The sequence below is a fragment of the Streptomyces sp. NPDC104226 genome (genome assembly GCF_055584085.1).
On sequence record NZ_JBVJMS010000008.1, the window covers coordinates 34,806 to 55,853 of the forward strand.

Here is a 21,048-nt window from a genome sequence, read left to right on the forward strand (position 1 = left end):
ACCATGCTGGACGCGATGGCCGCCGACCTGACCTCCGTCGTCGAGGAGCAGCCCGACCCCCTGCTCTTCGCGACGGTCTCGGGAGCCCACCTGTACGGGTTCCCCTCCAAGGACTCCGACGTCGACCTGCGCGGAGCGCACCTGCTGCCGGCCGCGCAGCTGCTCTCGCTGCGCGACCCGGAGGAGACCCGCAGCCGGATGTGGTTCCGGGACGGCACCGAGATGGACCTGGTCACCCATGACCTGCGCAAGTTCGTCCGGCTCATGCTGAACCGCAACGGCTACGTCCTGGAGCAGCTGCTGTCCCCCCTGGTGGTGCACACGACGCCGGCGCACGAGGAGCTGGTCTCGCTGGCGCCCGGGGTCCTGACCTCGCACCACGCCCACCACTACCGGGGTTTCGCGAACACGCAGTGGCGCCTCTACGGGAAGACGGGCGAGCTCAAGCCGCTGCTCTGCACCTTCCGGGCGCTGCTCACCGGCGTCCACCTGATGCGCTCGGGGAGGGTGCAGGCCCACCTGCCCACGCTGCTCGACGAGGTGCCGGAGGCCCCGGCCCATCTGGCCGGGCTGATCGAGGCCAAGGTCGAGGCCGAGCACGGTGCGGCCGACGGCATCGCCGCCGGGCGGGTGGAGCGGGACTTCGAGGCCCTGCACGCGGTCCTGGAGGACGCCCAGGGCGCTTCGCGGCTGCCGGAGCACGCGGACGCCTTCGACGCGCTCGACGAGTTCGTCGTACGGCGCCGGGCGGGGTAGGAGCCGGCCCGGCCCGGGCCGGTCAGGCCAGGGCCGATGTCCGGCGGGTGCGGAGGAGGAAGTCCTCGACCCGGGGGAGGTCCGGGGATTCGGGGAGGGGGGTCGTGGTGAGGGCGGCTTCGCTCTGTTCCTGGAGGAGGGTCATCCAGGCGTCGACCTCCTCCCAGGTGAGCTCGCCGCGGCGGACCGCGAGGAGGCGCTCGCGGTAGGGGGTCGCGTCGATCACCAGGCGGCCCGTGCGGAGCAGGTCGCGGCAGGACAGGAGCAGGCGCAGCAGGTGCATGGCGTGCTTCCAGCGCGGGGCGCCGTGGTTGCGGAGGTCGCCGAGGAGTTTGCCGCGCTGGGAGACGGCGTACCGGCTGAAGGTGGCGTGGGCCCGGCGGGAGAGGAACGCACCGCGGAGCGAGAGGAGTTCCTCGCCGACCGGGGTGAGGTCCTCCACGAGAGGGGAGTGGAGGACCTCCAGGATGTTCGGGTTGGCGCGCAGCGCGAGCTCGCAGAAGCGCTCCAGCTCCCACGAGAACTCCTCGTCCCGGGGCCCGTCCACGTGCGTCGGCGGCTTCTCGAAGCGCCAGAACAGAGGCGTCGGGGCGAGGTAGACACCGCGCCGGTCGGTGTCGCTCGCCTCCGTCGCCAGACCGAACGCCCTCGAACCGATCACGCACGAGTAGACCGTGTGGTCCCTGACCAGGGTGAGTTCGAGCGGTTCGGGGGTCGGTTCGTTCGCGTGCGCCTCGTTCATCCGGTGAGGCTAGTGTCCGGGCCCGGGGCTAGGCGAGCGAGATTTCGCCCGCCGGGGAGACGGTGATCTTCTTCTCCTCCAGCGGCTTGGTGGCCGGGCCCTTGGTCACCGCGCCGTCCGTGTCCTTGAACTTGCTGCCGTGGCACGGGCAGTCGATGGTGCCGGCCTCGACCTTGTTCACGAGGCATCCCTGGTGGGGGCAGACCGCCGTGAAGCAGCGGAAGGAGCCCGCGGTCGGCTGGGTGACGACCAGCTTCTGGTCCTTGATGACCGTGCCGCCGCCGACCGGCACCTCCGAGGCCTTGATCAGGGCCTTCGCATCGGATGCCGGAGCCGAGGACGAGGCGGACGCGGAGGTCTGCGCCGTGGGCGCGCTGCCGCCCTCGGCCGAAGGCTTCGGCTCGTCGGCTCCGCCGCAAGCGGTCAGCACGCCGCCTGCCAGGACGCTCGCGCCGGCCGCCAGTACCGTGCGCCGGGCGGCGGGGGTGGGGTCGCTCATGACTTCTCCTCGGGTGATCGCCGGGATGGCGAGAGGCATCCTGGCGCGTGACGGGCTCCAGGAACACCCCGCCACGCCTTGACTCAGCCCTCCGGCAGCCAGGGAACCAGTTCCGTCGGCGTGCCGGGGGCGCGTACCACCTCCCACACGCGCACCACGGCCTCCCGGTTCAGCGGTCCGTGGACGTGCGGGTAGCGCAGGCCGGCTTCACCCTCCCGGCGGACCTCGGAGGTGAGGGCGCGCTCGTCGAGCTCCACGGCGAGCAGGGTCCCCGGTACGTCCGAGTAGTCGGAGTAGTGCGTGCCGGCGATCGCGAGCACCGTCTCCGGATCCGCCGAACAGTGCACGAAACCCTCGGAGTCGAGGGAGGGCGGGGCGTACGGGCGCGCGGGGTCGGCGGTCCAGTCGGAGAGCGGTACGAGGTGGAAGATCATGCCGATCGTTCTACCGCAGTCGGTGCACGGCACTGCGCCAAGTGGCAGACGCGCCCGAGTTGGGTGACATTGTCCGTATCTCGAAGCCGGGTGCGCCGATGTCCGCGTGCCCGGTCCCTCTTCGAAAGGCATCACCATGGCGGGCAACGACCTCGGCTCCCTCCTCGGCTCCCTCCTCGGCGGCGGCAGCGGTGGACAGGGCGGCAGTGGCGGCGGCAACATCCTGGGCTCCCTCCTCGGCGCCCTCATGGGCGGCGGCGGTGCCGGCGGCGCCCAGGCGGCCGGAGGGGCGGGGAACAACCCGCTCGGCGGGCTGCTCGACATGCTGACCAAGTCGGGTCTGACCGACCAGGCCCAGTCCTGGGTCGGCACCGGCGAGAACCAGCCCGTCAGCGGCGCGGAGATCGCCAAGGCCCTGCCGGACGAGACCCTGGCCAAGGTCGCCGAGCAGGCGGGCGTCACCCCCGAGGTCGCCGCCGACCAGATCGCACAGTCGCTCCCGCAGGCCGTGGACCAGCTGACCCCCGAGGGCTCGGTCCCGAGCGGCTCGCTGGAGGACATCATCAAGCAGCAGAACCTCTGACCCACCCCGCGCGGCATCGCGCGGCCGTCGCACAGCACCGTGCGACCCCGGTCCTTTCCGGGAGCGGTTCCCGAGGGCCCGGCGGCCCCGTCCCAGCGGACGGGCCGCCGGGCCCTCGGGGCATTCCTGCTGGTTACCCTGTGGCACGTACCGCCGTCCCGCCCCTTGTACACCTGGAGAGCACCCCGTGAGAACTGCCGTCGTCATCGGAACCGGACTGATCGGCACCTCCGCGGCGCTCGCCCTTGCCGCCCGCGGCATCGCCGTCCACCTGTACGACCGCGACCAGGGGCAGGCCCGTACGGCCGCCGCGCTGGGCGCCGGCACGGAGGAGCCCTACCAGGGCAAGGCCGACCTCGCGGTCATCGCCGTACCGCCCGCGCACGTGGCCGCCGCTCTCGCCGACGCCATTGGACGGGACCTGGCCCGCGCCTACGTGGACGTGGCCAGCGTCAAGGGCGGACCGCGCCGGGAGCTGGAAGCGCTGGGCGTGGACACGAGGCCGTACATCGGCACCCACCCCATGGCGGGCAAGGAGCAGTCCGGACCGCTCGCCGCCTCCGCCGACCTCTTCGAGGGCCGGCCCTGGGTGCTCACGCCGACCCGGGAGACCGACCACGAGGTGCTGAACCTGGCACTGGAGCTGGTGGCGCTGTGCCGGGCCGTCCCGGTCGTCATGGACGCGGACGCGCACGACCGGGCCGTCGCGCTGGTCTCCCACACCCCGCAGCTCGTCTCCAGCATGGTCGCGGCCCGGCTGGAGGAGGCCGACGAGACCGCGGTGCGGCTGTGCGGGCAGGGCATCCGCGACGTGACCCGGATCGCCGCCTCCGACCCGCGGATGTGGGTGGAGATCCTCTCGGCCAACCCGGGACCGGTGGCGGACGTGCTCGCCGGGATCGCGGCCGACCTGGAGGAGACCGTGGAAGCCCTGCGGGGCCTGCAGTCGGCCGACGAGGACAAGCGCCTGGACGGGGCGGCGGGCATCGAGGACGTACTGCGCCGCGGCAACGCGGGACGGGTCCGGGTCCCGGGCAAGCACGGTGCCGCGCCCGCGGTCTACGAGACGGTGGCCGTCCTCATCTCCGACCAGCCGGGCGAGCTCGCCCGGATCTTCGCCGACGCCGGCCGGGCCGGGGTCAACATCGAGGACGTGCGGATCGAGCACGCGACGGGCCAGCAGGCGGGCCTGGTCCAGCTGATGGTCGAGCCCCGGGCCGTGGCCGGCCTCCAGGCCGAGCTGCGCGAACGCGGCTGGGCGCTGCGCCAGCCGTAGCGCCGTGGCCGCCACAGCGCCGCAGGGCCCGTAGGCCTCGGAAGCGGGCCCACGCCCGCCCCGGGCCCGCCCGCCGCCGCCCCGGTGGGCGGCGGCGAAAAGCCCGGTAACCTGGAGGAGGGGCGCTATTGGCGCGCCCGGACACGTACGCGCAACCAGGAAGGTGCCCGCACCGTGGAAACCGCAGCTCCGACCGCCGTGATCGTCGCCATCGACGGTCCCTCCGGCACGGGCAAGTCCAGCACTTCCAAGGCCGTGGCCGCCAAGCTCGGGCTGCGCTACCTGGACACCGGTGCCCAGTACCGGGCCATCACCTGGTGGATGATCACCAACGGCATCGACATCGAGGACCCGCAGGCGATCGCCCTCGCGGCGGGCAAGCCCGTCATCGTGTCCGGCACCGATCCCTCCGCCCCCACCATCACCGTCGACGGCCAGGACGCCTCCGGCCCGATCCGGACCCAGGAGGTCACCTCCAAGGTCAGCGCCGTGAGCGCCGTCCCCGAGGTGCGCACCCTGATCACCGAGCTCCAGCGCTCCATCGCCGCCGAGGCGGCCGACGAGGCCGACGGCATCGTCGTCGAGGGCCGGGACATCGGCACCACCGTGCTGCCCGACGCCGACCTGAAGATCTTCCTCACCGCTTCCGCCGAGGCCCGTGCGGCCCGTCGCAGCGGCGAGCTGCGGGGCAAGGAGGCCGCGGACCTCGCGGCCACCAAGGAGGCGCTGATCAAGCGCGACGCCGCCGACTCCGGCCGCAAGACCTCCCCGCTGGCCAAGGCCGGCGACGCGGTCGAGGTGGACACCACCGAGCTCACGCTGGACCGGGTCATCGAATGCGTGGTCACCCTCGTGGAAGAGCGGCGCACAGAGAAGCGGGGCCGCGCGTGAGCGATACGCCCTCCCTCAAGGGTGCGGCGGTCGGCCGGCGGATCGGCATCGGGCTCATGTACGGCCTCTGGAAGCCGCGCGTGCTGGGAGCCTGGAAGGTACCCGCCACCGGCCCCGTGATCCTGGCCGTGAACCACTCGCACAACATAGACGGCCCCATGGTCATGGGCACCGCACCGCGACCGCTGCACTTCCTGATCAAGAAGGAGGCGTACGTCGGCCCGCTCGGCCCCTTCCTCGACCGGATCGGGCAGGTGAAGGTGGACCGCTCCGGCGCCGACCGGGGAGCCATCAGCCGCGCGCTGGGAGTCCTGGAGAACGGCGGAGCCCTGGGGATCTTCCCCGAGGGCACCCGGGGCGAGGGAGACTTCGCCTCGCTGCGCGCAGGGCTCGCGTACTTCGCGGTCCGCTCCGGCGCCCCCATCGTGCCGGTCGCCGTCCTGGGCAGCACCGAGCGTTCCGGCCGCGTCGTGAAGGCGCTGCCGCGGCTGAAGAGCAGGGTCGACATCGTCTTCGGCGATGCCTTCGACGCCGGGGACGGCAGTGGCCGCCGTACCCGCACCGCGCTGGACCAGGCCACCGTACGCATCCAGGACCGGCTCACCGCCCACCTGGCCGACGCCAAGCGCCTGACCGGGCGCTGAGCGAGACTTGACCTAGTAGTGGAACCGCGCTGCGCGGGCCCCACCGATCACCACGAACGACGAGGAACGGACTTCATGAACGACCAGCACGACCACGGAGCACTTGGCGATGCCGAGTACGCGGAGTTCATGGAGCTCGCCGCGGAAGAGGGCTTCGACATCGAGGATGTCGAAGGCGCGCTAGAGGAAGCCGGTCACGGCCCGCTGCCCGTCCTCGCCGTCGTCGGCCGCCCGAACGTCGGCAAGTCGACCCTGGTGAACCGCATCATCGGCCGCCGCGAGGCGGTCGTCGAGGACAAGCCCGGCGTCACCCGCGACCGCGTCACCTACGAGGCCGAGTGGGCCGGCCGCCGGTTCAAGGTCGTCGACACCGGCGGCTGGGAGCAGGACGTCCTCGGCATCGACGCCTCCGTCGCCGCCCAGGCCGAGTACGCCATCGAGGCCTGCGACGCGGTCGTCTTCGTCGTGGACGCCAAGGTCGGCGCCACCGACACCGACGAGGCCGTCGTCCGCCTGCTGCGCAAGGCCGGCAAGCCCGTCGTGCTGTGCGCCAACAAGGTCGACGGCCAGAGCGGCGAGTCCGACGCGGCCTCGCTGTGGTCGCTGGGCCTCGGCTACCCGCACCCGGTCTCCTCCCTGCACGGCCGCGGCACCGGCGACATGCTCGACGCCGTCCTGGAGGCCCTGCCCGAGGCCCCCGAGCAGCGCTTCGGCACCGCCGTCGGCGGTCCGCGCCGGATCGCGCTCATCGGCCGTCCGAACGTCGGCAAGTCCTCCCTCCTGAACAAGGTGGCCAAGGAGGACCGCGTCGTCGTCAACGAGCTGGCCGGCACCACCCGCGACCCGGTCGACGAGCTGATCACGCTCGGCGGGATCACCTGGAAGTTCATCGACACCGCGGGCATCCGCAAGAAGGTCCACCTCCAGCAGGGCGCCGACTACTACGCCTCGCTGCGTACGGCCGCCGCCGTGGAGAAGGCCGAGGTCGCGGTCATCCTGATCGACACGACGGAGAACATCTCCGTCCAGGACCAGCGCATCATCACCATGGCCGTCGAGGCGGGCCGCGCGATCGTGATCGCGTACAACAAGTGGGACCAGCTCGACGAGGAGCGCCGCTACTACCTCGAGCGCGAGATCGAGACCGAGATGCAGCAGGTCGCCTGGGCGCCCCGGGTGAACGTCTCGGCGCTCACCGGCCGTCACATGGAGAAGCTGGTCCCGGCCATCGAGACCGCGCTCGCCGGCTGGGAGACGCGCGTCCCGACCGGCCGTCTGAACGCCTTCCTCGGCGAGATCGTCGCCGCCCACCCGCACCCGATCCGTGGCGGCAAGCAGCCGCGCATCCTGTTCGGTACGCAGGCGGGCAGCAAGCCGCCGCGGTTCGTCCTCTTCGCCTCGGGCTTCCTGGAGCACGGCTACCGCCGCTTCGTCGAGCGCCGCCTGCGCGAGGAGTTCGGCTTCGAGGGGACCCCGATCCACATCTCGGTCCGCGTCCGCGAGAAGCGCGGTGCGCAGCACAAGAAGAAGTAGCAGCAGGGCGCTGCCGGGCTAGTAGCCCCGGCGCGGAGCGGGCGGCAGGGCCGCCGGGATGTGCTGCATCCCGGTCTGGTGCTGCCGCCCGTTCGCGTATCCGGCGCCGGCGTACGAGTACTGCGGCTGCGGGGCGGGGGTGGACGGCTGCCAGGCGTCCGCGTGCTGGCCGGCGTGCTGACCCGTCGGCTGCCATGAGGAACCGTTCCAGCCACTCCCGTAGGAACCGGCGGAGCCCGTCCCGGAGCCGCTGCCGTACGAGCCCGCGCCGCCGGTGTACGCGCCGCTGTAGGGGCCCCCGTACGAGAACGCCGTAAAGCCGAGGTCCTCCTCGCCCGTGCGGTCGCCGGGCAGGGCCCGGAAGGCGCGCAGGTACTCCGAGCACAGCCTGTCGTAGATGGGGGTGTGCGAGGCGGCAGGAGAGCTCCCCAGCTCCCGTACGGGGCGCATCGGGGGGACGCTGCTCGGATAGGACGGGGCGCGGGAGACATCGTAGGAATGCACGTATCAGCCAACGAAACGGGCGGCTCGCGGATGCGGGGTCGCGGGGCGGAAAACGCAGATCGCCGGGGGTGCGCGGGACGGACCGCGCACCCCCGGCGCACGCCGCCCGGCCCCCGTGGCGGGGGTCGGACGGCAGTCTCGGGGACGGAAGGCAGAACGGGGAGCGGGAGCCCGGGAAGGCCCGGGGCGGGGAGCCCGGGGAAGGCTCCCGGGTGCCGGGGCCTCAGGCGCCCGGGGTGCCCGCCAGCGGCATCGAGGCGGCGACCAGCTTGCCGTTGCGGGCGGCCTTGTCCAGGGCGTCGCGCAGCAGGTCCTCGCGGGGCTGCTGGCCGATGGTGCCGACGGGGGCCGCGTACACCAGGACGCGCTGCGTCTTGTTGACGGCGGCCCGCCAGCCGTCGGTCACCGACAGCGGCCGGTGCGCCTGCCACCAGGCGATCTGACCGGGCTGGAGCACCGAGTGCAGCTGGCCGGCGGCGAGCAGGATCGACCAGCCGCTCAGGGCCTGCGGGACCTCTTCGGTCTCGGTCATGGGGATGAAGCCCTGCTCGATGAGGAGCGGGAGGAAGTCGTCGCCGGGACCGGTGGTGCCGGGGCGCGCGATGGGCGCGGTCGGCTCCACCACGAGGGCGGGGTGCAGCTCGCCGTTGATCAGGATCAGGCCGCTGGTGATGCCGAGGACGGCCTGGCCGCCGGGCACCGACTGCGGGACGTCGCCGGCGGGGGCGGCCGCGGCCGCCGGGGCGGGGCTGTCGCCCGTGATGGAGCGGACGGCGCCCTGGAGGTCCGCCTCGGGGACGGAGACGACCTGCGAGGGGATGCAGCCGGCGTGGGCGAAGGCCAGGACGGCCGTCTCGTCGCCGACGAACAGCACCGTGCTGGTCTGCTCGCGCTCGGAGTCGCCGGGGGTGCGGCAGGACGTGCAGTCGTAACTGCCCGGGGACCCGTCACCCGCGAGCAGCCGCTCGGCCTCCTCGTCGCCGATCTCGGCACGTACCTCATCACTGACTTCGAGCATGCGCGGCACGGGGTGGCTCCTCGGTAGGCGTGCGGGGCCGGGGGGTTCCGGCTCGCCGGGCTCAACGGGGGAGTGGCGGCCGGGGTCACGCCGTTTGAGGGAACGGAATCGAACCGGACCCCCGAAGGAGTGAACGGTCCGACCGGGCCGTTGTTTTCGTGCCAACTCTTTTTTGGTTGTGCGCAGTTGATGGTCGGTGCTGGCCGTTTGGGAGGTGGGCCGAGCGGGTGGGGGCGCGCGGGGCGCGGTGTGGCGCGCGCGGGGGGCGGTACGGGGCTGCGTAGCGTGACGCGATGCGCAACTTCGGGGTTCCGGGTGGGGTGGGCGCGGCGGCGCTGGTGCTGGTCGCGGTGGTTTCGGCGTCGGCTTTGGCTTCGGTTTCGTCGGCGTCGGCGGCGGTCGTGGCGCCGCCTCCGCCGCGGCCGGGGGCGCCCGGGCGGGCAGTGGACTGCGGGCCCGGCGGGACGTGGCCCTGGGACTGCGTGGCCGACTGCGAGAGCGGGGGCCGCTGGGCGGTGAACACGGGGAACGGCTTCTACGGCGGACTGCAGTTCTGGCAGCCGACGTGGGAGGAGCACGGGGGGCTGGCCTTCGCCCCGAGGGCGGACCTCGCCACGCGGGAGCAGCAGATCCGGGTCGGCGAGGAGCTGCTCGGCAGCCAGGGCTGGGAGGCGTGGCCCGTGTGCGCGAAGCGGTACGGGCTGGCGGGGCGGATGCACGTGGTGCGGTCGGGGGACACCCTGGTGGGGATCGCGCGGAGGCATGCGGTGCGGGGTGGGTGGCAGGCGCTCTACGCGGCGAACCGGGGGGTGGTCGGGCCGCGGCCGGAGGTGTTGCGGATCGGGACGCTGCTGACGCTCCCGCCGTCCGCGCGGAAGGAGGCCCCGGCCGGCCCGGCCCCGACGTCACCGGCTCCGGCTCCGGCCACGACCCCGGCTCCGGCCACGACCTCGGCCACGACCCTGACTCCGGCCACTGCCCCGGCTCCGGCCACGACCCCGACTCCGGCCACGGCCCCGGCCCCGGCCCCGGCCCCGGGTACGGTTCCGGCCGCCGGGCCGTCCGTTGCGCCGAGCCGCTCGGGGGCGGCGGGGCCGCGGCCGTAGCGGGCCGGCGCGGGTGGTCGTCCCTGCGGGGCGAGGTCCCCTACCCGCCCTTCCACCGTTCCCCGGGCGCTGCCCGGACCCCGCGCCTCAAACGGCGGCGGGGCTGGGAGGGGTACCGGGCTGCGCCCGGACCCCCTGGGGGCTCCGCCCCAGACCCCGGTCCTCAAACGCCGGACGGCTGGATTCGCTGCGCCCGGCCCCCGGGCCTCAAACGCCGGACGGCTGAAATGCCGGAGCCCGGGCCTCAAGCGAGGGCGGCTGAGAGGCCGGGCTCCGGGCCTTGGGCGCCGGACGGGCGAGAGGTCGGACCCCGGTCCTCAGGTGCCGGGCGGCTGGGAGGCACAGACCCCGGGTCTCGAACGGCCACGTGGGCCGGGGGTCAGGCCGGGTGGCCCAGGGCTGGGTCGTGGTCCGGGGTGGGCTGGGAGGGGATGCGGGCTCCGGCCGGGGTGGGTTCGGATGCGGGCTGGGCGGGGAGGTGCACCGCGGTGGCCTCGGGGTCCGGGCTCTCCATCGTGCGGGGGAGCTTCAGGGCCATGGCCGCGCCCGCCAGGAGCAGGCCCGCGCTGACGACCAGGGTCACGTGCAGCCCGTGGACGAAGGAGTGGCGGGCGGCCGAGAAGAGGGACTCGCCCGCCGGGCCGCCGAGCCGCGCCGCGATCTGGTAGGCCTCGCCCAGCGAGTGCGAGGCGCCGGCCGAGTCGGCCTGCGACACGCCGGGGACGGAGGCCAGGCCGGGCGCGTAGGCCGCGTTCATCACGCTGCCGAGCAGGGCGATGCCCATGCCCGCGCCCAGCTGGTAGGAGGTCTCCCCGATGGAGGCGGCGCCGCCGGCCGTCGCGGCCGGGGCCTCGCTCAGCATGGACTCGTAGGCCGCGAACAGGGTGGTCTGGAGGCCGAAGCCGAGGAGGACGAAGCCCACGGTCAGCAGGACCGGGCGGTCGTGCTGACCCATGAGGGTCAGGAGGAGCACCGCGAACGCCGTCAGGACGAAGCCCAGCGAGACCATCCTGCGCGGCCCGGTCCGGGCCAGCGTGTACGAGCCGGTCGCGCCCGCGGCCATCGCGGCGAAGGTGAGCGGCAGCAGGCGCAGCCCGGTCTCCAGCGGGCTCAGGTGCAGTACGAGCTGGAGGTACTGGACGGCGATGAGCTCCAGGCCGACCAGCGCCAGCATGGCCAGCACGATGCAGCCCACGGAGGTGGTGAAGGCCGGCCGGGAGAACATCCGCATGTCGATGAGCGGGTGCGGGCGCCGCTTCTGGCGGCGGACGAAGAGCACGAGGAGCGCCGCGCCGATGACGAGGGGGACCAGTGCCTGCGGGTCGGCGAGATGGCGCTCCGCGCCGAGCCGCTTGATGCCGAGGACCGCGCCGAGCACACCGCCCGCGGCCATGAGCGCGCCGAGCACGTCCCAGGGCCCGTCGGAGGAGCCCTTGGACTCGGGCAGCAGCCACCGGCCCAGCGGCAGGATCATGATCATGAGCGGGATGTTGATGAGGAAGACCGAGCCCCACCAGAAGTGCTGGACCAGGAAGCCGCCGAGGACGGGGCCGCTGGCGGCGCCGACGGCGGCCACGGCCGTCCAGATGCCGATGGCCAGGGCCCGCTCGCGCCGGTCGGGGAAGACCTGGCGCAGGATCGACAGGGTGGCCGGCATGATCATCGCGCCGCCGACGCCCAGCAGGGCGCGGGCGGCGATCAGGACCTGGGCGTTGTCGGCGAGGGCGGCCAGGGCCGAGGCCGCGCCGAAGAGCCCGTAGCCGAGCAGCAGGATGCGGCGGCGGCCGACGCGGTCACCGAGCGTGCCGAAGAGGATGAGGAGGGAGGCGCAGACCAGCGGGTAGGCGTCGACGATCCAGAGGAGTTCCATCGGGCCGGGACGCAGGTCTTCGGTGACGGAGGGAACGGCGACGTGCAGGATCGTCGCGTCGAGTGCGACGAGCACCAGGCTCACGCAGAGGACCGCGAGGACGGCCCAGCGGTTGGCCCCGCCGGAGCCCGCGCCGAGTCGCCGCAGTCGCTGCCAGGGGGAAGGGTTCCTGTCGCCGGTCACGTTCGTCCCCGACATGCATGTACCTCCCAGGTGATCCCTCGCACTCGGCGGACCAGCGTTCTCGGAGCCGCGGATGGGGAGGGCGGCGTCCTACGGGGTCCGGCGTCGACACGCGAGTGAACAGTCAGCGTACGCGAGTTCGGCTGTCCGACACGTGGTCAAGCTCTCATCCCGCCGCCGGCTGCGCTGTGGTGTGCGCCACTCGTTCCACCTCGGCCCTTCCTGTCCGGGCGCGATTGCCCCGGACCTCGATAATCATGCCCGTGAAGGATCTTGGATTTCGCCGGGCCGCGCCCGCTCTGACCGTGTTCGTGGCGGTAAGGCTGCTCGGGCTGACCGTGCTCGCGGTGTGGGGGGCGGTGGCCGGCAGCAGTGCGCACACGCTGCTCTCGGCCCGCTGGGACTCCCTCTGGTACGCCCGCATCGCCGCCGAGGGGTACGGGTACGAGGTGGCGCTCCCCAACGGCGACGTCCACTCCAACCTGGCCTTCTTCCCGCTGCTGCCCTGGCTGGAGCGGCTGGTCTCGGCCGTCACCGGGCTCGGGTACGGCTCCGCGGGCCTGGTGGTGTCGGCGCTCGCCGGGCTCGCCGCGGCCTGGGGGATCTTCGCGGTCGCCGAGCTCGTCCACGGCCGCCGGGCCGGGGTGTTCGCCGTCGCGGTCTGGGCCGCGCTGCCCGTCGGGATCGTGCAGTCGATGGCGTACAGCGAATCGCTGTTCACCGCACTGGCCGCCTGGAGCCTGTACGGGGTCCTGCGCGGGCACTGGCTCATCGCCGGTCTGCTCGCGGCCGGGGCGGGGCTGACCCGCCCGGTCGGCGCCGCCGTGGTCGCGGCGGTGTGGGTGGCTGCCGCCCTGGCCCTGCGGGCCGGGGAACGCTCCTGGCGGCCGGTGGCGGGGGCGCTGCTGGCGCCGCTCGGCGCGGCGGCGTACGTGCTGTGGGTGGGCGCGCGCACGGGCGGCGGCCTGACGGGTTACCTCGACGTGCAGGGCGGCTGGGGCAACGGCTTCGACGGCGGCCTGGCCTTCGCCCGGTTCATCGGGGAGCGGCTGGCCTCCCCGGCCTTCCCCGCCGGGATCGGGCTGATCGCCGGGGTCGCACTGGTGCTGTGGCTGTACGCGCTCTGCGTGCGGCGGCGCCAGCCGGTACCGCTGCTCGTGTACGCCGGGATCGTGGTGGCGCTCGCCCTGTGCGCCTCCGGGTACTTCGGCTCCAAGCCGCGGCTGCTGCTGCCGGCCTTCCCGCTGGTGTTCCCGCCGGCGGTGGCGCTGGCCCGGTGGCGGACGGGCCGGGCGGCCGCCGTCCTGGGCGCGCTGGCCGCGGCGTCGGCGGGGTACGGGGCCTTCTGGCTCAACGGGTCGGGGCCGCCGTAGGCCGTGGCGGGAGGGTCCGGAGGCCCGAGGTCACGGAATGGAGCGTTCCACTCCATCTTTCGGCAAACGAATTGACCAGGACTGATAAAGGCGGCCTAAGCGTGTGGGGAAATGGTCGGAGGAAGGGACGTTCCCCGCTCCAACCAAAGGCCGAATACCGGGAATTAAGTCCCGCGTGAGACCAACTCCACATCACATGGTCATCACAAAGCCCGTGATTCGACCGGGGCGCCCATCGGCGCGCGGTAACGTCGATTGAGTGCGTACCGATCAAATCCTGCCCAGACTGGAGCGGGTGTTCGCCCGGCTGGACCGGGAACCAGAGCGACCGGCTCATCTGCAAACACCGCGGATGAGCCGGCACCGCGTCGTGCTCCTCGGAGCGACCCTCGGCATCTACCTGGCGATCGTGGTCGCGGTCCTGACCACTTCCTGGCTCGTCCGCCTCGACTGGCAGATCATGTTCTTCCGGCCGTACGAGCAGTGGCCGCAGCTGCACGCCTTCCTCGACTACCTCGTCGTCCTCGGACAGCGCGGCCCCACCGCGGTCATGGTCGCGGCCTGGCTCGGCTGGCGGTCCTGGAGGCAGCACACCCTCCGCCCGCTGATCACCCTCGGCGTGGCACTGCTGCTGCTCAACATCACCGTGGGCGCCGTCAAGCTCGGCCTGGGCCGGCTCGGTCCGCACTACGCCACCGAGATCGGCTCAGCCGAGCTCTTCGCCGGCGGCGATATATTTCCCTCCGGCCATACCGCCAACGCCGTGGTGACCTGGGGAATCCTGGCCTACCTGGCCTCCACGGTGGTCACCCGCCGGGTGCTCTCCCTGGTCTCCGCCGTGGTCTCCCTGAGCGTCGGCGCCACCACCGTCTACCTCGGCACCCACTGGGTCAGCGACGTGCTGCTCGGCTGGCTCGCCGGCCTGCTCGTGCTGCTTGCGCTGCCGTGGTTCGAGCCCGCCATCGCCAGGGCCGAGGCCTACGTCTTCGACCTGCGCGCACGGCTGCGCAGCCGCGTGGAGGCCGGGCAGGTGCCCGAGGGCCTCACCGGGCTGCTGGTCCCGCTGCTCTCGGCCGGCGGCAAGTGGCGGCTCGAGCGGGCCGCCGCGGAGCCGTCGGGGCGTCAGCCGGCGCAGTCCGTACAGCCTGCGCAGTCCGTACACCCCGCGCAGTCCGTACAGCCCGTCGTCGTGCTGCGGCAGCCGGGGGCGGCGGAGGCCGCACAGGTTCCGGTTCCGGCGTCCGCATCGGCTGCCGCCTCCGCTTCCGCCGGACCCGCTTCCGCTTCCGTGCAGGCCGCCGGGCACCAGCCGGCCGCCCGGCCCGCCGCCCACCTCTCCGGCCGTCCGCACCTGATCCGTTCCGAGCGGACCCCGGGCGCCCCGGCCGGCAGCCGCCGTCCGGCCCACGCGGAGCGCGCCCCGGCGCGCGGCGCGGCGCCCCGCCCGGCCACCGGCGGCTGAGCCGGACGGTACGCACCCCCTCCGCTCGCACGTCCACGGCGGGCCCCGGTCGACGACCGGGGCCCGCCGTCGTGCGTCCGGGCCGGCGGCCGCGGGCCATTGCGCCGCCGGACCCACGGCGAAAGGCCCGGTACGTCAGCGGCGCGCCCGGACGTTCCTCCATACCGGGTCACGCTTGTGTCACGGATTGTCCACAGTCCCCCACGGCGGAGTTCGTCCGGACCTTTTATTTCCCGTCCCGCGACACGCCCGGGGGGAATTCTGTTTCGAATTCCCCCGCAACTTCGCGGAATTGTGGGCGGAGCGCACTCCGGGCGCCCTCCGCTTCCTCACAAATCCTTCACTTCCGCGGTCGCTTCACGCGGTTCCAGTGACCTGCCGAGCCGATCTCGCGCGGCCCGGATCCGGTCCGTCAGCTCGGCCGGCTCGACGACCTCGAACTCACAACCGAGCATCATGATGTGAATCACGAGGACATCGAGGTTGACCGCTCCGGTGCGCAGGATGCAGCTCTGCTCGTCGAGCGGCTCCAGGGTCCCGTCAGCCGGCCCGACGACCCGCGCCGCCTCCTGCTCGGACACCCGCAGCCGGACGACCGCGCGGGCCGCGTACACCCGCTGGGAGATGCCCCGGGCGACGTACGCGGCGAGGTCCTCGGCGGGCGGCGGGCGCGGGGTGAAGCGAGGTCCGTGCGGGGGCCTCGGCTCGATCCGGTCCACCCGGAAGGTCCGCCAGTCCTCCCGGTCCAGATCCCAGGCGACGAGGTACCAGCGGCGCTCGCTGCACACCAGCCGGTGCGGCTCGACGGTCCTGCGGGTGACGGTCCCCCCGTGGTCCCGGTAGCCGAAGCGCAGCCGCTCGGCGTCGCGGCAGACGCCGGCCAGCTCGGTCAGCACGGAGGATTCGACGGTGGAGGCGCCCGCCCCGCGGAACATGGGCACGGTGAACCGGTTCAGCGCGGACACCCGGGAGCGCAGCCGCGACGGCAGCACCTGCTCCAGCTTCGCCAACGCCCGTACGGATGCCTCGCCGATGCCCTCCACGCCGTTCCCGGCGGCGGTCCGCAGCCCCACGGCCACCGCGACGGCCTCGTCGTCGTCGAGGAGCAGGGGCGGCATCTCGGCCCCGGCCCCCAACTGGTACCCGCCGCCGGTGCCCGGACTTGCGTTCACGGGGTAACCGAGCTCCCGCAACCGGTCCACGTCGCGGCGCACGGTCCGCGCCGTCACGCCGAGCCGGCCGGCAAGGTCGGCCCCGGTCCATTCCCTGTGGGCCTGCAACAGGGACAACAGGCGCAGCAGCCGCGCGGAAGTATCAAGCATGTCCGCAGTCTGCCCGCAGGACCGGGACCGGGGTCACACCGGCAGCGGGTGGACCGCGGACCGGCGGACCGACAAACTTGCGGCGCTAGGTTTTGTGATCCCGGTCTGCCAGGAGGCGCAGTGTCCTTCGTTCCCACCGACCCGCTCGGGCTCGACGAACTCCTCACGCCCGAGGACCTCGCCATCCGCGACACCGTCCGCGGCTGGGCCGCCGACCGGGTCCTGCCGAACATCGCCGAGTGGTACGAGAACGGCGAGCTGCCCGGGATCCGGGAGATCGCCAAGGAGCTCGGCGCCCTCGGCGCCCTCGGGATGTCGCTCCAGGGATACGGCTGCGCGGGCGCGAGCGCCGTCCAGTACGGGCTCGCCTGCCTGGAACTGGAGGCCGCGGACTCGGGGATCCGCTCGCTGGTCTCCGTACAGGGCTCGCTGGCGATGTACGCGATCTGGAAGTACGGCTCCGAGGAGCAGAAGCAGCGGTGGCTGCCCGGCATGGCCGCGGGCGAGCTCATCGGCTGCTTCGGGCTGACCGAGCCGGACGTCGGCTCGGACCCGGGCGCGATGCGCACGCACGCCAAGCGGGACGGCTCGGACTGGGTGCTGAGCGGCCGCAAGATGTGGATCACCAACGGCTCGGTGGCCTCCGTGGCCGTCGTCTGGGCGCAGACCGAGGAGGGGATCCGAGGGTTCGCCGTCCCCACGGACAGCGCCGGATTCTCCGCCCCGGAGATCAAGCACAAGTGGTCCCTGCGCGCCTCGGTGACCAGCGAGCTGGTCATGGACGACGTACGGCTGCCCGCCGACGCGGTGCTCCCGGGCGTCACCGGACTCAAGGGGCCGCTCGGCTGTCTCAGCCACGCGCGGTACGGGATCGTCTGGGGATCCATGGGCGCGGCGCGCGCCAGCTTCGAGTCGGCGCTGGACTACGCGAAGACGCGCGAGCAGTTCGGACGGCCGATCGGCGGCTTCCAGCTCACCCAGGCCAAGCTCGCGGACATGGCGCTGGAGCTCCACAAGGGCATCCTGCTCGCCCACCACCTGGGGCGGCGGATGGACGCGGGGACCCTGCGGCCGGAGCAGATCAGTTTCGGCAAGCTCAACAACGTCCGCGAGGCCATCGAGATCTGTCGCACCGCGCGGACGATCCTCGGTGCCAACGGGATCTCCCTCGAATACCCCGTCATGCGGCACGCCACCAACCTCGAATCGGTCCTCACCTACGAGGGCACCGTCGAGATGCACCAACTCGTGCTGGGCAAGGCGCTCACCGGGCTCGACGCCTTCCGCTAGGCCGGGTGGGGCCACAGGATCGCCGGGAGGGCCGGAAGGAACCGCGGGCGGCCGGTGAGGGCCTTGCTCAGCTCTGGTTGAAGAAGTCGCGCGAGCGGCCGCCGGGCTCGCCGCTCACGATCTGGGTGTCGGCCGGGGTCAGCAGGAAGACCCTGGTCGCCACCCGCTCGATCGAACCGCGCAGACCGAAGGTCAGACCGGCCGCGAAGTCGACCACGCGCTTCGCGTCGCCCGGGTCCATCGAGGACAGGTTCACGATGACCGGGACACCGTCGCGGAACAGCTCGCCGATGCCACGGGCATCGCGGAAGCCGTCCGGGGTGACCGTCGCGATGCGGCGGCCCTGCTCGACGGCGGACTCCGAGGCCACCTTGACGCGCGGGTCCGTGACCCACTGCTCGCCGGGGCCGACCACCGAACCCCCCTGCGGGGCCTCCGCGTAGTCGTCGTCGTAGTAACGCTCGTCGTCGCTGTCCTCTACGAGACCCAGCCAGGCACTCGCCTTGCGCACCGAACCCATGGACGCCTCCTTTCATCGCGGTCAGTTCTGTCTTGTCTTCCGCGTCCCTATCGTCGTCCATGATGCTGACAACGCGCCAAGTGGATAGCCGCCGCGCAGGGGTTTCGTGACGGTACTGGTGCAGAACATCCGTTGCACGGTCAAGGATCCCGGCGGGTACCGCTGCTGACTGAGTGAAAATACGACCGGTGCATCCGTACGGGTGAGGGACGGGGGCGTACGGGTGACGGCCGGTCTCGCTACCATGCCCGTCAGCACGCGTATGACACACGGGGGAATCGTTTTGTTCGGCATCGTCAGACCCTGCACGCATCGGCTCGGAGAGCGGTTCAAGACGGAGTGGATGGCCCATCTCTGCGGGCTGTGCCTGGCACTTCGGGGGGACCACGGCCAGTTCGCGAGGATCGTCACCAACTACGACGGGCTGCTCGTCTCCGTTCTGACGGAGGCTCAGTCCGGTCCCGCCCCGGGCTCCCGGCGCACCGCCGGGCCCTGTCCACTGCGCGGGATGCGCACCGCGGCCGTGGCCAACGGCGAGGGTGCGCGGCTCGCCGCCGCCGTCTCGCTGGTCCTGGCCTCCGCGAAGGTGCGCGACCACGTGGCCGACCGCGACGGCCTGTTGGCCCGCGCCCCGATCGCCCTCGCGGCGCGCCGGGTGGCCCGGGGCTGGGACCGGGCGGGTGCCCGTACCGGGGCCTCGCTCGGCTTCGACACGGCCGTGCTCGTCGACGCCGTGGACCGGCAGGCGGGCATCGAGACGCTCGCCGGAGCCGGCACGCCGGTGCTCGTGGTGACCGAGCCGACCGAGACCGCGACGGCCGCCGCCTTCGCCCATACCGCGACCCTCGCGGGTCGGCCAGGCAACGCCCCCGCGCTCGCGGAGGCGGGGCGCTACTTCGGGCGGCTCGCGCACCTGCTGGACGCCGTCGAGGACCAGGCCGCGGACGCGGCGGCGGGTGCCTGGAACCCGCTGACCGCCACCGGGACCCCCCGCGCCGAGGCCCGCAGGCTGTGCGACGACGCGCTGCGGGGGATCCGGCTGGCGCTTCGGGAGGTGGAGTTCGCCGACGCGGGGCTCGCCCACCGGCTGCTCGTGCACGAGCTGCGCACCTCGGTGGACCGGGCCTTCGGGACGGCCGGCTGCGCCCACTCCCATCCGGCGGCGGGCGCGGCTGCCGCCGGGCCGGAGGGTTCGTTCGGGCCGCCCCCGGTGGACTTCGGCCCGCCGCCGGCGCCCCCGCGCAAGCCGCGCCGCGACCTGCTGCCGGGCTGCGCGGTGGCCCTGGGGCTGTTCTGCACCTGCCAGCTGTGCTGCACGGAGCACGAGGGCCCGTGGTCCCGGGAGAAGAAGGAGCCGTGGTGCAACAACTGCGACTGCGGTCCGAACTGCGACTGTGACTGTGGGTGCGGCGACTGCTGCTGCTGTCCCTGCGACGGCTGCTGAGGAGGTCCGGGCTCCGTTTTCGGCCCCCGGTTCGGCCGGATTGGTTTCGGCTTGGTTCCGGCTTGGTTCCGGGTTGGTCCGGGCTCGGACCGACGCTTCAAGCCGTCGATAGGTTGGGGCGATTTCCGGCCGTTCCGTGAATCGGTGTGCGCCGGCCGGCAGCACGGCCTGGGCTGCGGCAAGGGAGCGCTTCGGCCGAGACGGCCCACGCGGAGCGGACAGTGGCCGGAAACAGCCCTTGCCCCGCAAGGCTGTCGCCGGAAAACCTTCGATAGCATTTACGGGGTTTGTCAGGGTCACGGCGAACGGCGATCCGCCTGCCGTGGTCCTGACGACCAGACAAGCCGGGGCGTCGCACGTGCCCCGGGCTTCGATTTCCTTCGGGAGGACAATAAGTGACGATCAAGCGCAACTACCGTTCCCGGTTCGTCGCCGTGGCCGCAGGCATGACCGCCGTGGCCACCATCGCGGTTCCCGCGTCGGCGGCAGAGGCCCCGGGCGGCAGCAGCGTCATGGCCGAGCGCCTCGCCGCGGCGGATGCCTCGGTCCTGCGGGCCGACGTCCCGGGCACTGCCTGGGCCGCCGACCCGTCCACGGGGACCGTCAAGGTGACCGTGGACTCCACGGTCTCGGACGCGAGCATAGAGAAGATCAAGAAGGAAGCCGGGGCGAACGCCTCGGTGGTGCAGATCGAGCGCACCCACGGCAAGCTGACGACGCTGGCCAGCGGTGGCGACGGCATCTGGACCACGCAGTGGCGCTGCTCCATCGGCTTCAACGTGCGCAAGGGCAGCACGTACTACGCCCTGACCGCGGGTCACTGCGTCAAGGGCTCGGGTGCCTGGTACACCAACGCGGCGCGTACCACCAAGATCGGTCCGGCCGTCAGCGGCAGCTTCCCGGGCAACGACTACGGTCTCATCCGGTACGACAACAAGGCCATCAAGAAGTACGGCAGCGTCGGCAGCCAGGACATCAGCTCCGCCATCAACGCCACCGTGGGCCTGAGCGTCAAGCGCCGCGGCTACACCACCGGCATCCACGGCGGCAAGGTGACCGGCCTGAACTACACCGTGCACTACACCAGCGGTGAGACCGTCACCGGTCTGATCCGGACCAACGTCTGCGCCGAGCCCGGCGACAGCGGCGGCGCGCTCTACTCGGGCACCCGCGCGGTCGGTCTGACCTCCGGCGGTAGCGGCAACTGCACGTCGGGTGGTACCACCTACTTCCAGCCCGTCAAGGAAGCGCTGTCCCGTTACGGCGTGAGCGTCTACTAAGCCGCACGCTCCACAGCTCCACAGCTCCACAGCTCCACAGCTCCACCGCTTCATCGCTGGACCCCCTCCCGCCTGCCGGGTGGGGGTCCAGTGCGTTGGTGTATGCGTGCGTTCGTGGCCATTGGCGCTCCTTTCGGTTTCCGGCCCGGCCGGTGTGGAAGGTTTCAGCGGCATGAGCGCTGACGCAGAAGATCCGATCGCCGCCCGGAAGCGGCGGCACGAGCATCGGGTGGACACCGCCCCCGCACCGTGCGGACCCCTCGCACTGACGGGCCGTCACGGGCGCGCCGGCGACCCGGAAGGTCGAATTCCGGCCGT

20 protein-coding genes are annotated in these 21,048 nt (G+C 72.8%); 12 read left to right on the forward strand and 8 right to left on the reverse strand.

What is annotated here, in order from left to right; genetic code table 11:
* Nucleotides 1-3 precede the first annotated feature (3 nt).
* Nucleotides 4-756, forward strand: a complete 753-nt coding sequence (locus ACZ60J_RS24455) for a nucleotidyltransferase domain-containing protein (RefSeq protein ID WP_469684945.1) — start codon at nt 4-6, stop codon at nt 754-756.
* 22 nt (nt 757-778) lie between these two features.
* Here ACZ60J_RS24455 and ACZ60J_RS24460 read toward each other — a convergent pair whose 3' ends face one another.
* The 3 genes from ACZ60J_RS24460 to ACZ60J_RS24470 form a co-directional block, all read right to left on the reverse strand.
* Nucleotides 779-1,498 carry a nucleotidyltransferase domain-containing protein gene (locus ACZ60J_RS24460; protein ID WP_469684947.1) on the reverse strand — a complete coding sequence of 240 codons (720 nt, stop codon included), beginning with the start codon at nt 1,496-1,498 and terminating at the stop codon, nt 779-781.
* Between the two features lie 28 nt (nt 1,499-1,526).
* Entirely contained in the window at nt 1,527-1,997 is a 471-nt protein-coding gene (locus ACZ60J_RS24465; RefSeq protein ID WP_469684949.1) for a Rieske (2Fe-2S) protein, read from the reverse strand.
* A gap of 83 nt (nt 1,998-2,080) precedes the next feature.
* Complete coding sequence (locus ACZ60J_RS24470) at nt 2,081-2,431, reverse strand: DUF952 domain-containing protein (RefSeq protein WP_469684951.1); 351 nt, start codon at nt 2,429-2,431, stop codon at nt 2,081-2,083.
* A 136-nt stretch (nt 2,432-2,567) separates the two neighbouring features.
* Here ACZ60J_RS24470 and ACZ60J_RS24475 point away from each other — a divergent pair, with 136 nt between their 5' ends.
* The 5 genes from ACZ60J_RS24475 (at nt 2,568) to der (ending at nt 7,358) form a co-directional block, all read left to right on the forward strand.
* Nucleotides 2,568-3,014, forward strand: coding sequence for a YidB family protein (locus ACZ60J_RS24475; protein ID WP_469684953.1), 447 nt, complete (start codon nt 2,568-2,570; stop codon nt 3,012-3,014).
* Between the two features lie 187 nt (nt 3,015-3,201).
* Complete coding sequence (locus ACZ60J_RS24480) at nt 3,202-4,290, forward strand: prephenate dehydrogenase (protein ID WP_469684955.1); 1,089 nt, start codon at nt 3,202-3,204, stop codon at nt 4,288-4,290.
* Between the two features lie 174 nt (nt 4,291-4,464).
* Nucleotides 4,465-5,181 (forward strand): (d)CMP kinase, encoded by a 717-nt coding sequence (gene cmk, locus ACZ60J_RS24485; protein ID WP_469684956.1) that lies wholly within the window; start codon nt 4,465-4,467, stop codon nt 5,179-5,181.
* A complete protein-coding gene (locus tag ACZ60J_RS24490) occupies nt 5,127-5,825 on the forward strand; it encodes a lysophospholipid acyltransferase family protein (RefSeq protein WP_469684958.1) in 699 nt (232 codons plus the stop codon). Before cmk ends, ACZ60J_RS24490 begins: the two co-directional genes overlap by 55 nt.
* A 75-nt stretch (nt 5,826-5,900) precedes the next feature.
* On the forward strand, nt 5,901-7,358 hold the full coding sequence (gene der, locus ACZ60J_RS24495; RefSeq protein ID WP_469684959.1) for a ribosome biogenesis GTPase Der: 1,458 nt from the start codon (nt 5,901-5,903) through the stop codon (nt 7,356-7,358).
* 18 nt (nt 7,359-7,376) lie between these two features.
* On the opposite strand, the gene ACZ60J_RS24500 is transcribed toward der, so the two are convergent.
* Both ACZ60J_RS24500 and ACZ60J_RS24505 read right to left on the reverse strand, forming a co-directional pair.
* The gene (locus ACZ60J_RS24500) at nt 7,377-7,862 is read right to left on the reverse strand and encodes a hypothetical protein (RefSeq protein WP_469684961.1); all 486 of its coding nucleotides are present in this window, start codon (nt 7,860-7,862) and stop codon (nt 7,377-7,379) included.
* Nucleotides 7,863-8,085: 223 nt separating this feature from the next.
* Complete coding sequence (locus tag ACZ60J_RS24505) at nt 8,086-8,889, reverse strand: hypothetical protein (protein WP_469684962.1); 804 nt, start codon at nt 8,887-8,889, stop codon at nt 8,086-8,088.
* 284 nt (nt 8,890-9,173) lie between these two features.
* On the opposite strand from ACZ60J_RS24505, the gene ACZ60J_RS24510 reads away from it, so the two are divergent.
* Nucleotides 9,174-9,986, forward strand: a complete 813-nt coding sequence (locus ACZ60J_RS24510; protein WP_469684963.1) for a transglycosylase family protein — start codon at nt 9,174-9,176, stop codon at nt 9,984-9,986.
* Between the two features lie 379 nt (nt 9,987-10,365).
* Here ACZ60J_RS24510 and ACZ60J_RS24515 read toward each other — a convergent pair whose 3' ends face one another.
* Entirely contained in the window at nt 10,366-12,054 is a 1,689-nt protein-coding gene (locus ACZ60J_RS24515; RefSeq protein ID WP_469684964.1) for an MFS transporter, read from the reverse strand.
* Between the two features lie 242 nt (nt 12,055-12,296).
* Between ACZ60J_RS24515 and ACZ60J_RS24520 the strand changes: the two genes are divergently transcribed.
* Nucleotides 12,297-13,412, forward strand: a complete 1,116-nt coding sequence (locus tag ACZ60J_RS24520; protein ID WP_469684966.1) for a hypothetical protein — start codon at nt 12,297-12,299, stop codon at nt 13,410-13,412.
* 259 nt (nt 13,413-13,671) lie between these two features.
* A complete protein-coding gene (locus ACZ60J_RS24525; RefSeq protein ID WP_469684968.1) occupies nt 13,672-14,874 on the forward strand; it encodes a phosphatase PAP2 family protein in 1,203 nt (400 codons plus the stop codon).
* Nucleotides 14,875-15,203: 329 nt separating this feature from the next.
* Here the strand turns inward: ACZ60J_RS24525 and ACZ60J_RS24530 are convergent, their stop codons facing one another.
* Complete coding sequence (locus tag ACZ60J_RS24530) at nt 15,204-16,196, reverse strand: helix-turn-helix transcriptional regulator (protein ID WP_469684970.1); 993 nt, start codon at nt 16,194-16,196, stop codon at nt 15,204-15,206.
* 120 nt (nt 16,197-16,316) lie between these two features.
* Between ACZ60J_RS24530 and ACZ60J_RS24535 the strand changes: the two genes are divergently transcribed.
* On the forward strand, nt 16,317-17,486 hold the full coding sequence (locus ACZ60J_RS24535; RefSeq protein WP_469684971.1) for an acyl-CoA dehydrogenase family protein: 1,170 nt from the start codon (nt 16,317-16,319) through the stop codon (nt 17,484-17,486).
* Nucleotides 17,487-17,553: 67 nt separating this feature from the next.
* Here the strand turns inward: ACZ60J_RS24535 and ACZ60J_RS24540 are convergent, their stop codons facing one another.
* The gene (locus ACZ60J_RS24540; RefSeq protein WP_254384678.1) at nt 17,554-18,006 is read right to left on the reverse strand and encodes a cell division protein SepF; all 453 of its coding nucleotides are present in this window, start codon (nt 18,004-18,006) and stop codon (nt 17,554-17,556) included.
* A gap of 283 nt (nt 18,007-18,289) precedes the next feature.
* On the opposite strand from ACZ60J_RS24540, the gene ACZ60J_RS24545 reads away from it, so the two are divergent.
* Nucleotides 18,290-19,450: a DUF5685 family protein gene (locus tag ACZ60J_RS24545; protein ID WP_469684973.1), complete on the forward strand. Its 1,161-nt coding sequence runs from the start codon at nt 18,290-18,292 to the stop codon at nt 19,448-19,450.
* 446 nt (nt 19,451-19,896) lie between these two features.
* Nucleotides 19,897-20,730, forward strand: a complete 834-nt coding sequence (locus ACZ60J_RS24550) for a S1 family peptidase (protein WP_469685587.1) — start codon at nt 19,897-19,899, stop codon at nt 20,728-20,730.
* Nucleotides 20,731-21,048: the final 318 nt, after the last annotated feature.

Bases quoted from the DNA above. Each gene is read 5' to 3' on its own strand.
- ACZ60J_RS24490 (WP_469684958.1), top strand. From the start codon at position 5,127: ATGCGTGGTCACCCTCGTGGAAGAGCGGCGCACAGAGAAGCGGGGCCG.
- ACZ60J_RS24510 (WP_469684963.1), top strand. From the start codon at position 9,174: ATGCGCAACTTCGGGGTTCCGGGTGGGGTGGGCGCGGCGGCGCTGGTG.
- ACZ60J_RS24470 (WP_469684951.1), bottom strand. From the start codon at position 2,431: ATGATCTTCCACCTCGTACCGCTCTCCGACTGGACCGCCGACCCCGCG.
- ACZ60J_RS24550 (WP_469685587.1), top strand. From the start codon at position 19,897: ATGACCGCCGTGGCCACCATCGCGGTTCCCGCGTCGGCGGCAGAGGCC.
- ACZ60J_RS24455 (WP_469684945.1), top strand. From the start codon at position 4: ATGCTGGACGCGATGGCCGCCGACCTGACCTCCGTCGTCGAGGAGCAG.
- ACZ60J_RS24460 (WP_469684947.1), bottom strand. From the start codon at position 1,498: ATGAACGAGGCGCACGCGAACGAACCGACCCCCGAACCGCTCGAACTC.
- ACZ60J_RS24530 (WP_469684970.1), bottom strand. From the start codon at position 16,196: ATGCTTGATACTTCCGCGCGGCTGCTGCGCCTGTTGTCCCTGTTGCAG.
- ACZ60J_RS24540 (WP_254384678.1), bottom strand. From the start codon at position 18,006: ATGGGTTCGGTGCGCAAGGCGAGTGCCTGGCTGGGTCTCGTAGAGGAC.
- ACZ60J_RS24465 (WP_469684949.1), bottom strand. From the start codon at position 1,997: ATGAGCGACCCCACCCCCGCCGCCCGGCGCACGGTACTGGCGGCCGGC.
- ACZ60J_RS24515 (WP_469684964.1), bottom strand. From the start codon at position 12,054: ATGTCGGGGACGAACGTGACCGGCGACAGGAACCCTTCCCCCTGGCAG.
- ACZ60J_RS24475 (WP_469684953.1), top strand. From the start codon at position 2,568: ATGGCGGGCAACGACCTCGGCTCCCTCCTCGGCTCCCTCCTCGGCGGC.
- der (WP_469684959.1), top strand. From the start codon at position 5,901: ATGAACGACCAGCACGACCACGGAGCACTTGGCGATGCCGAGTACGCG.
- ACZ60J_RS24520 (WP_469684966.1), top strand. From the start codon at position 12,297: ATGCCCGTGAAGGATCTTGGATTTCGCCGGGCCGCGCCCGCTCTGACC.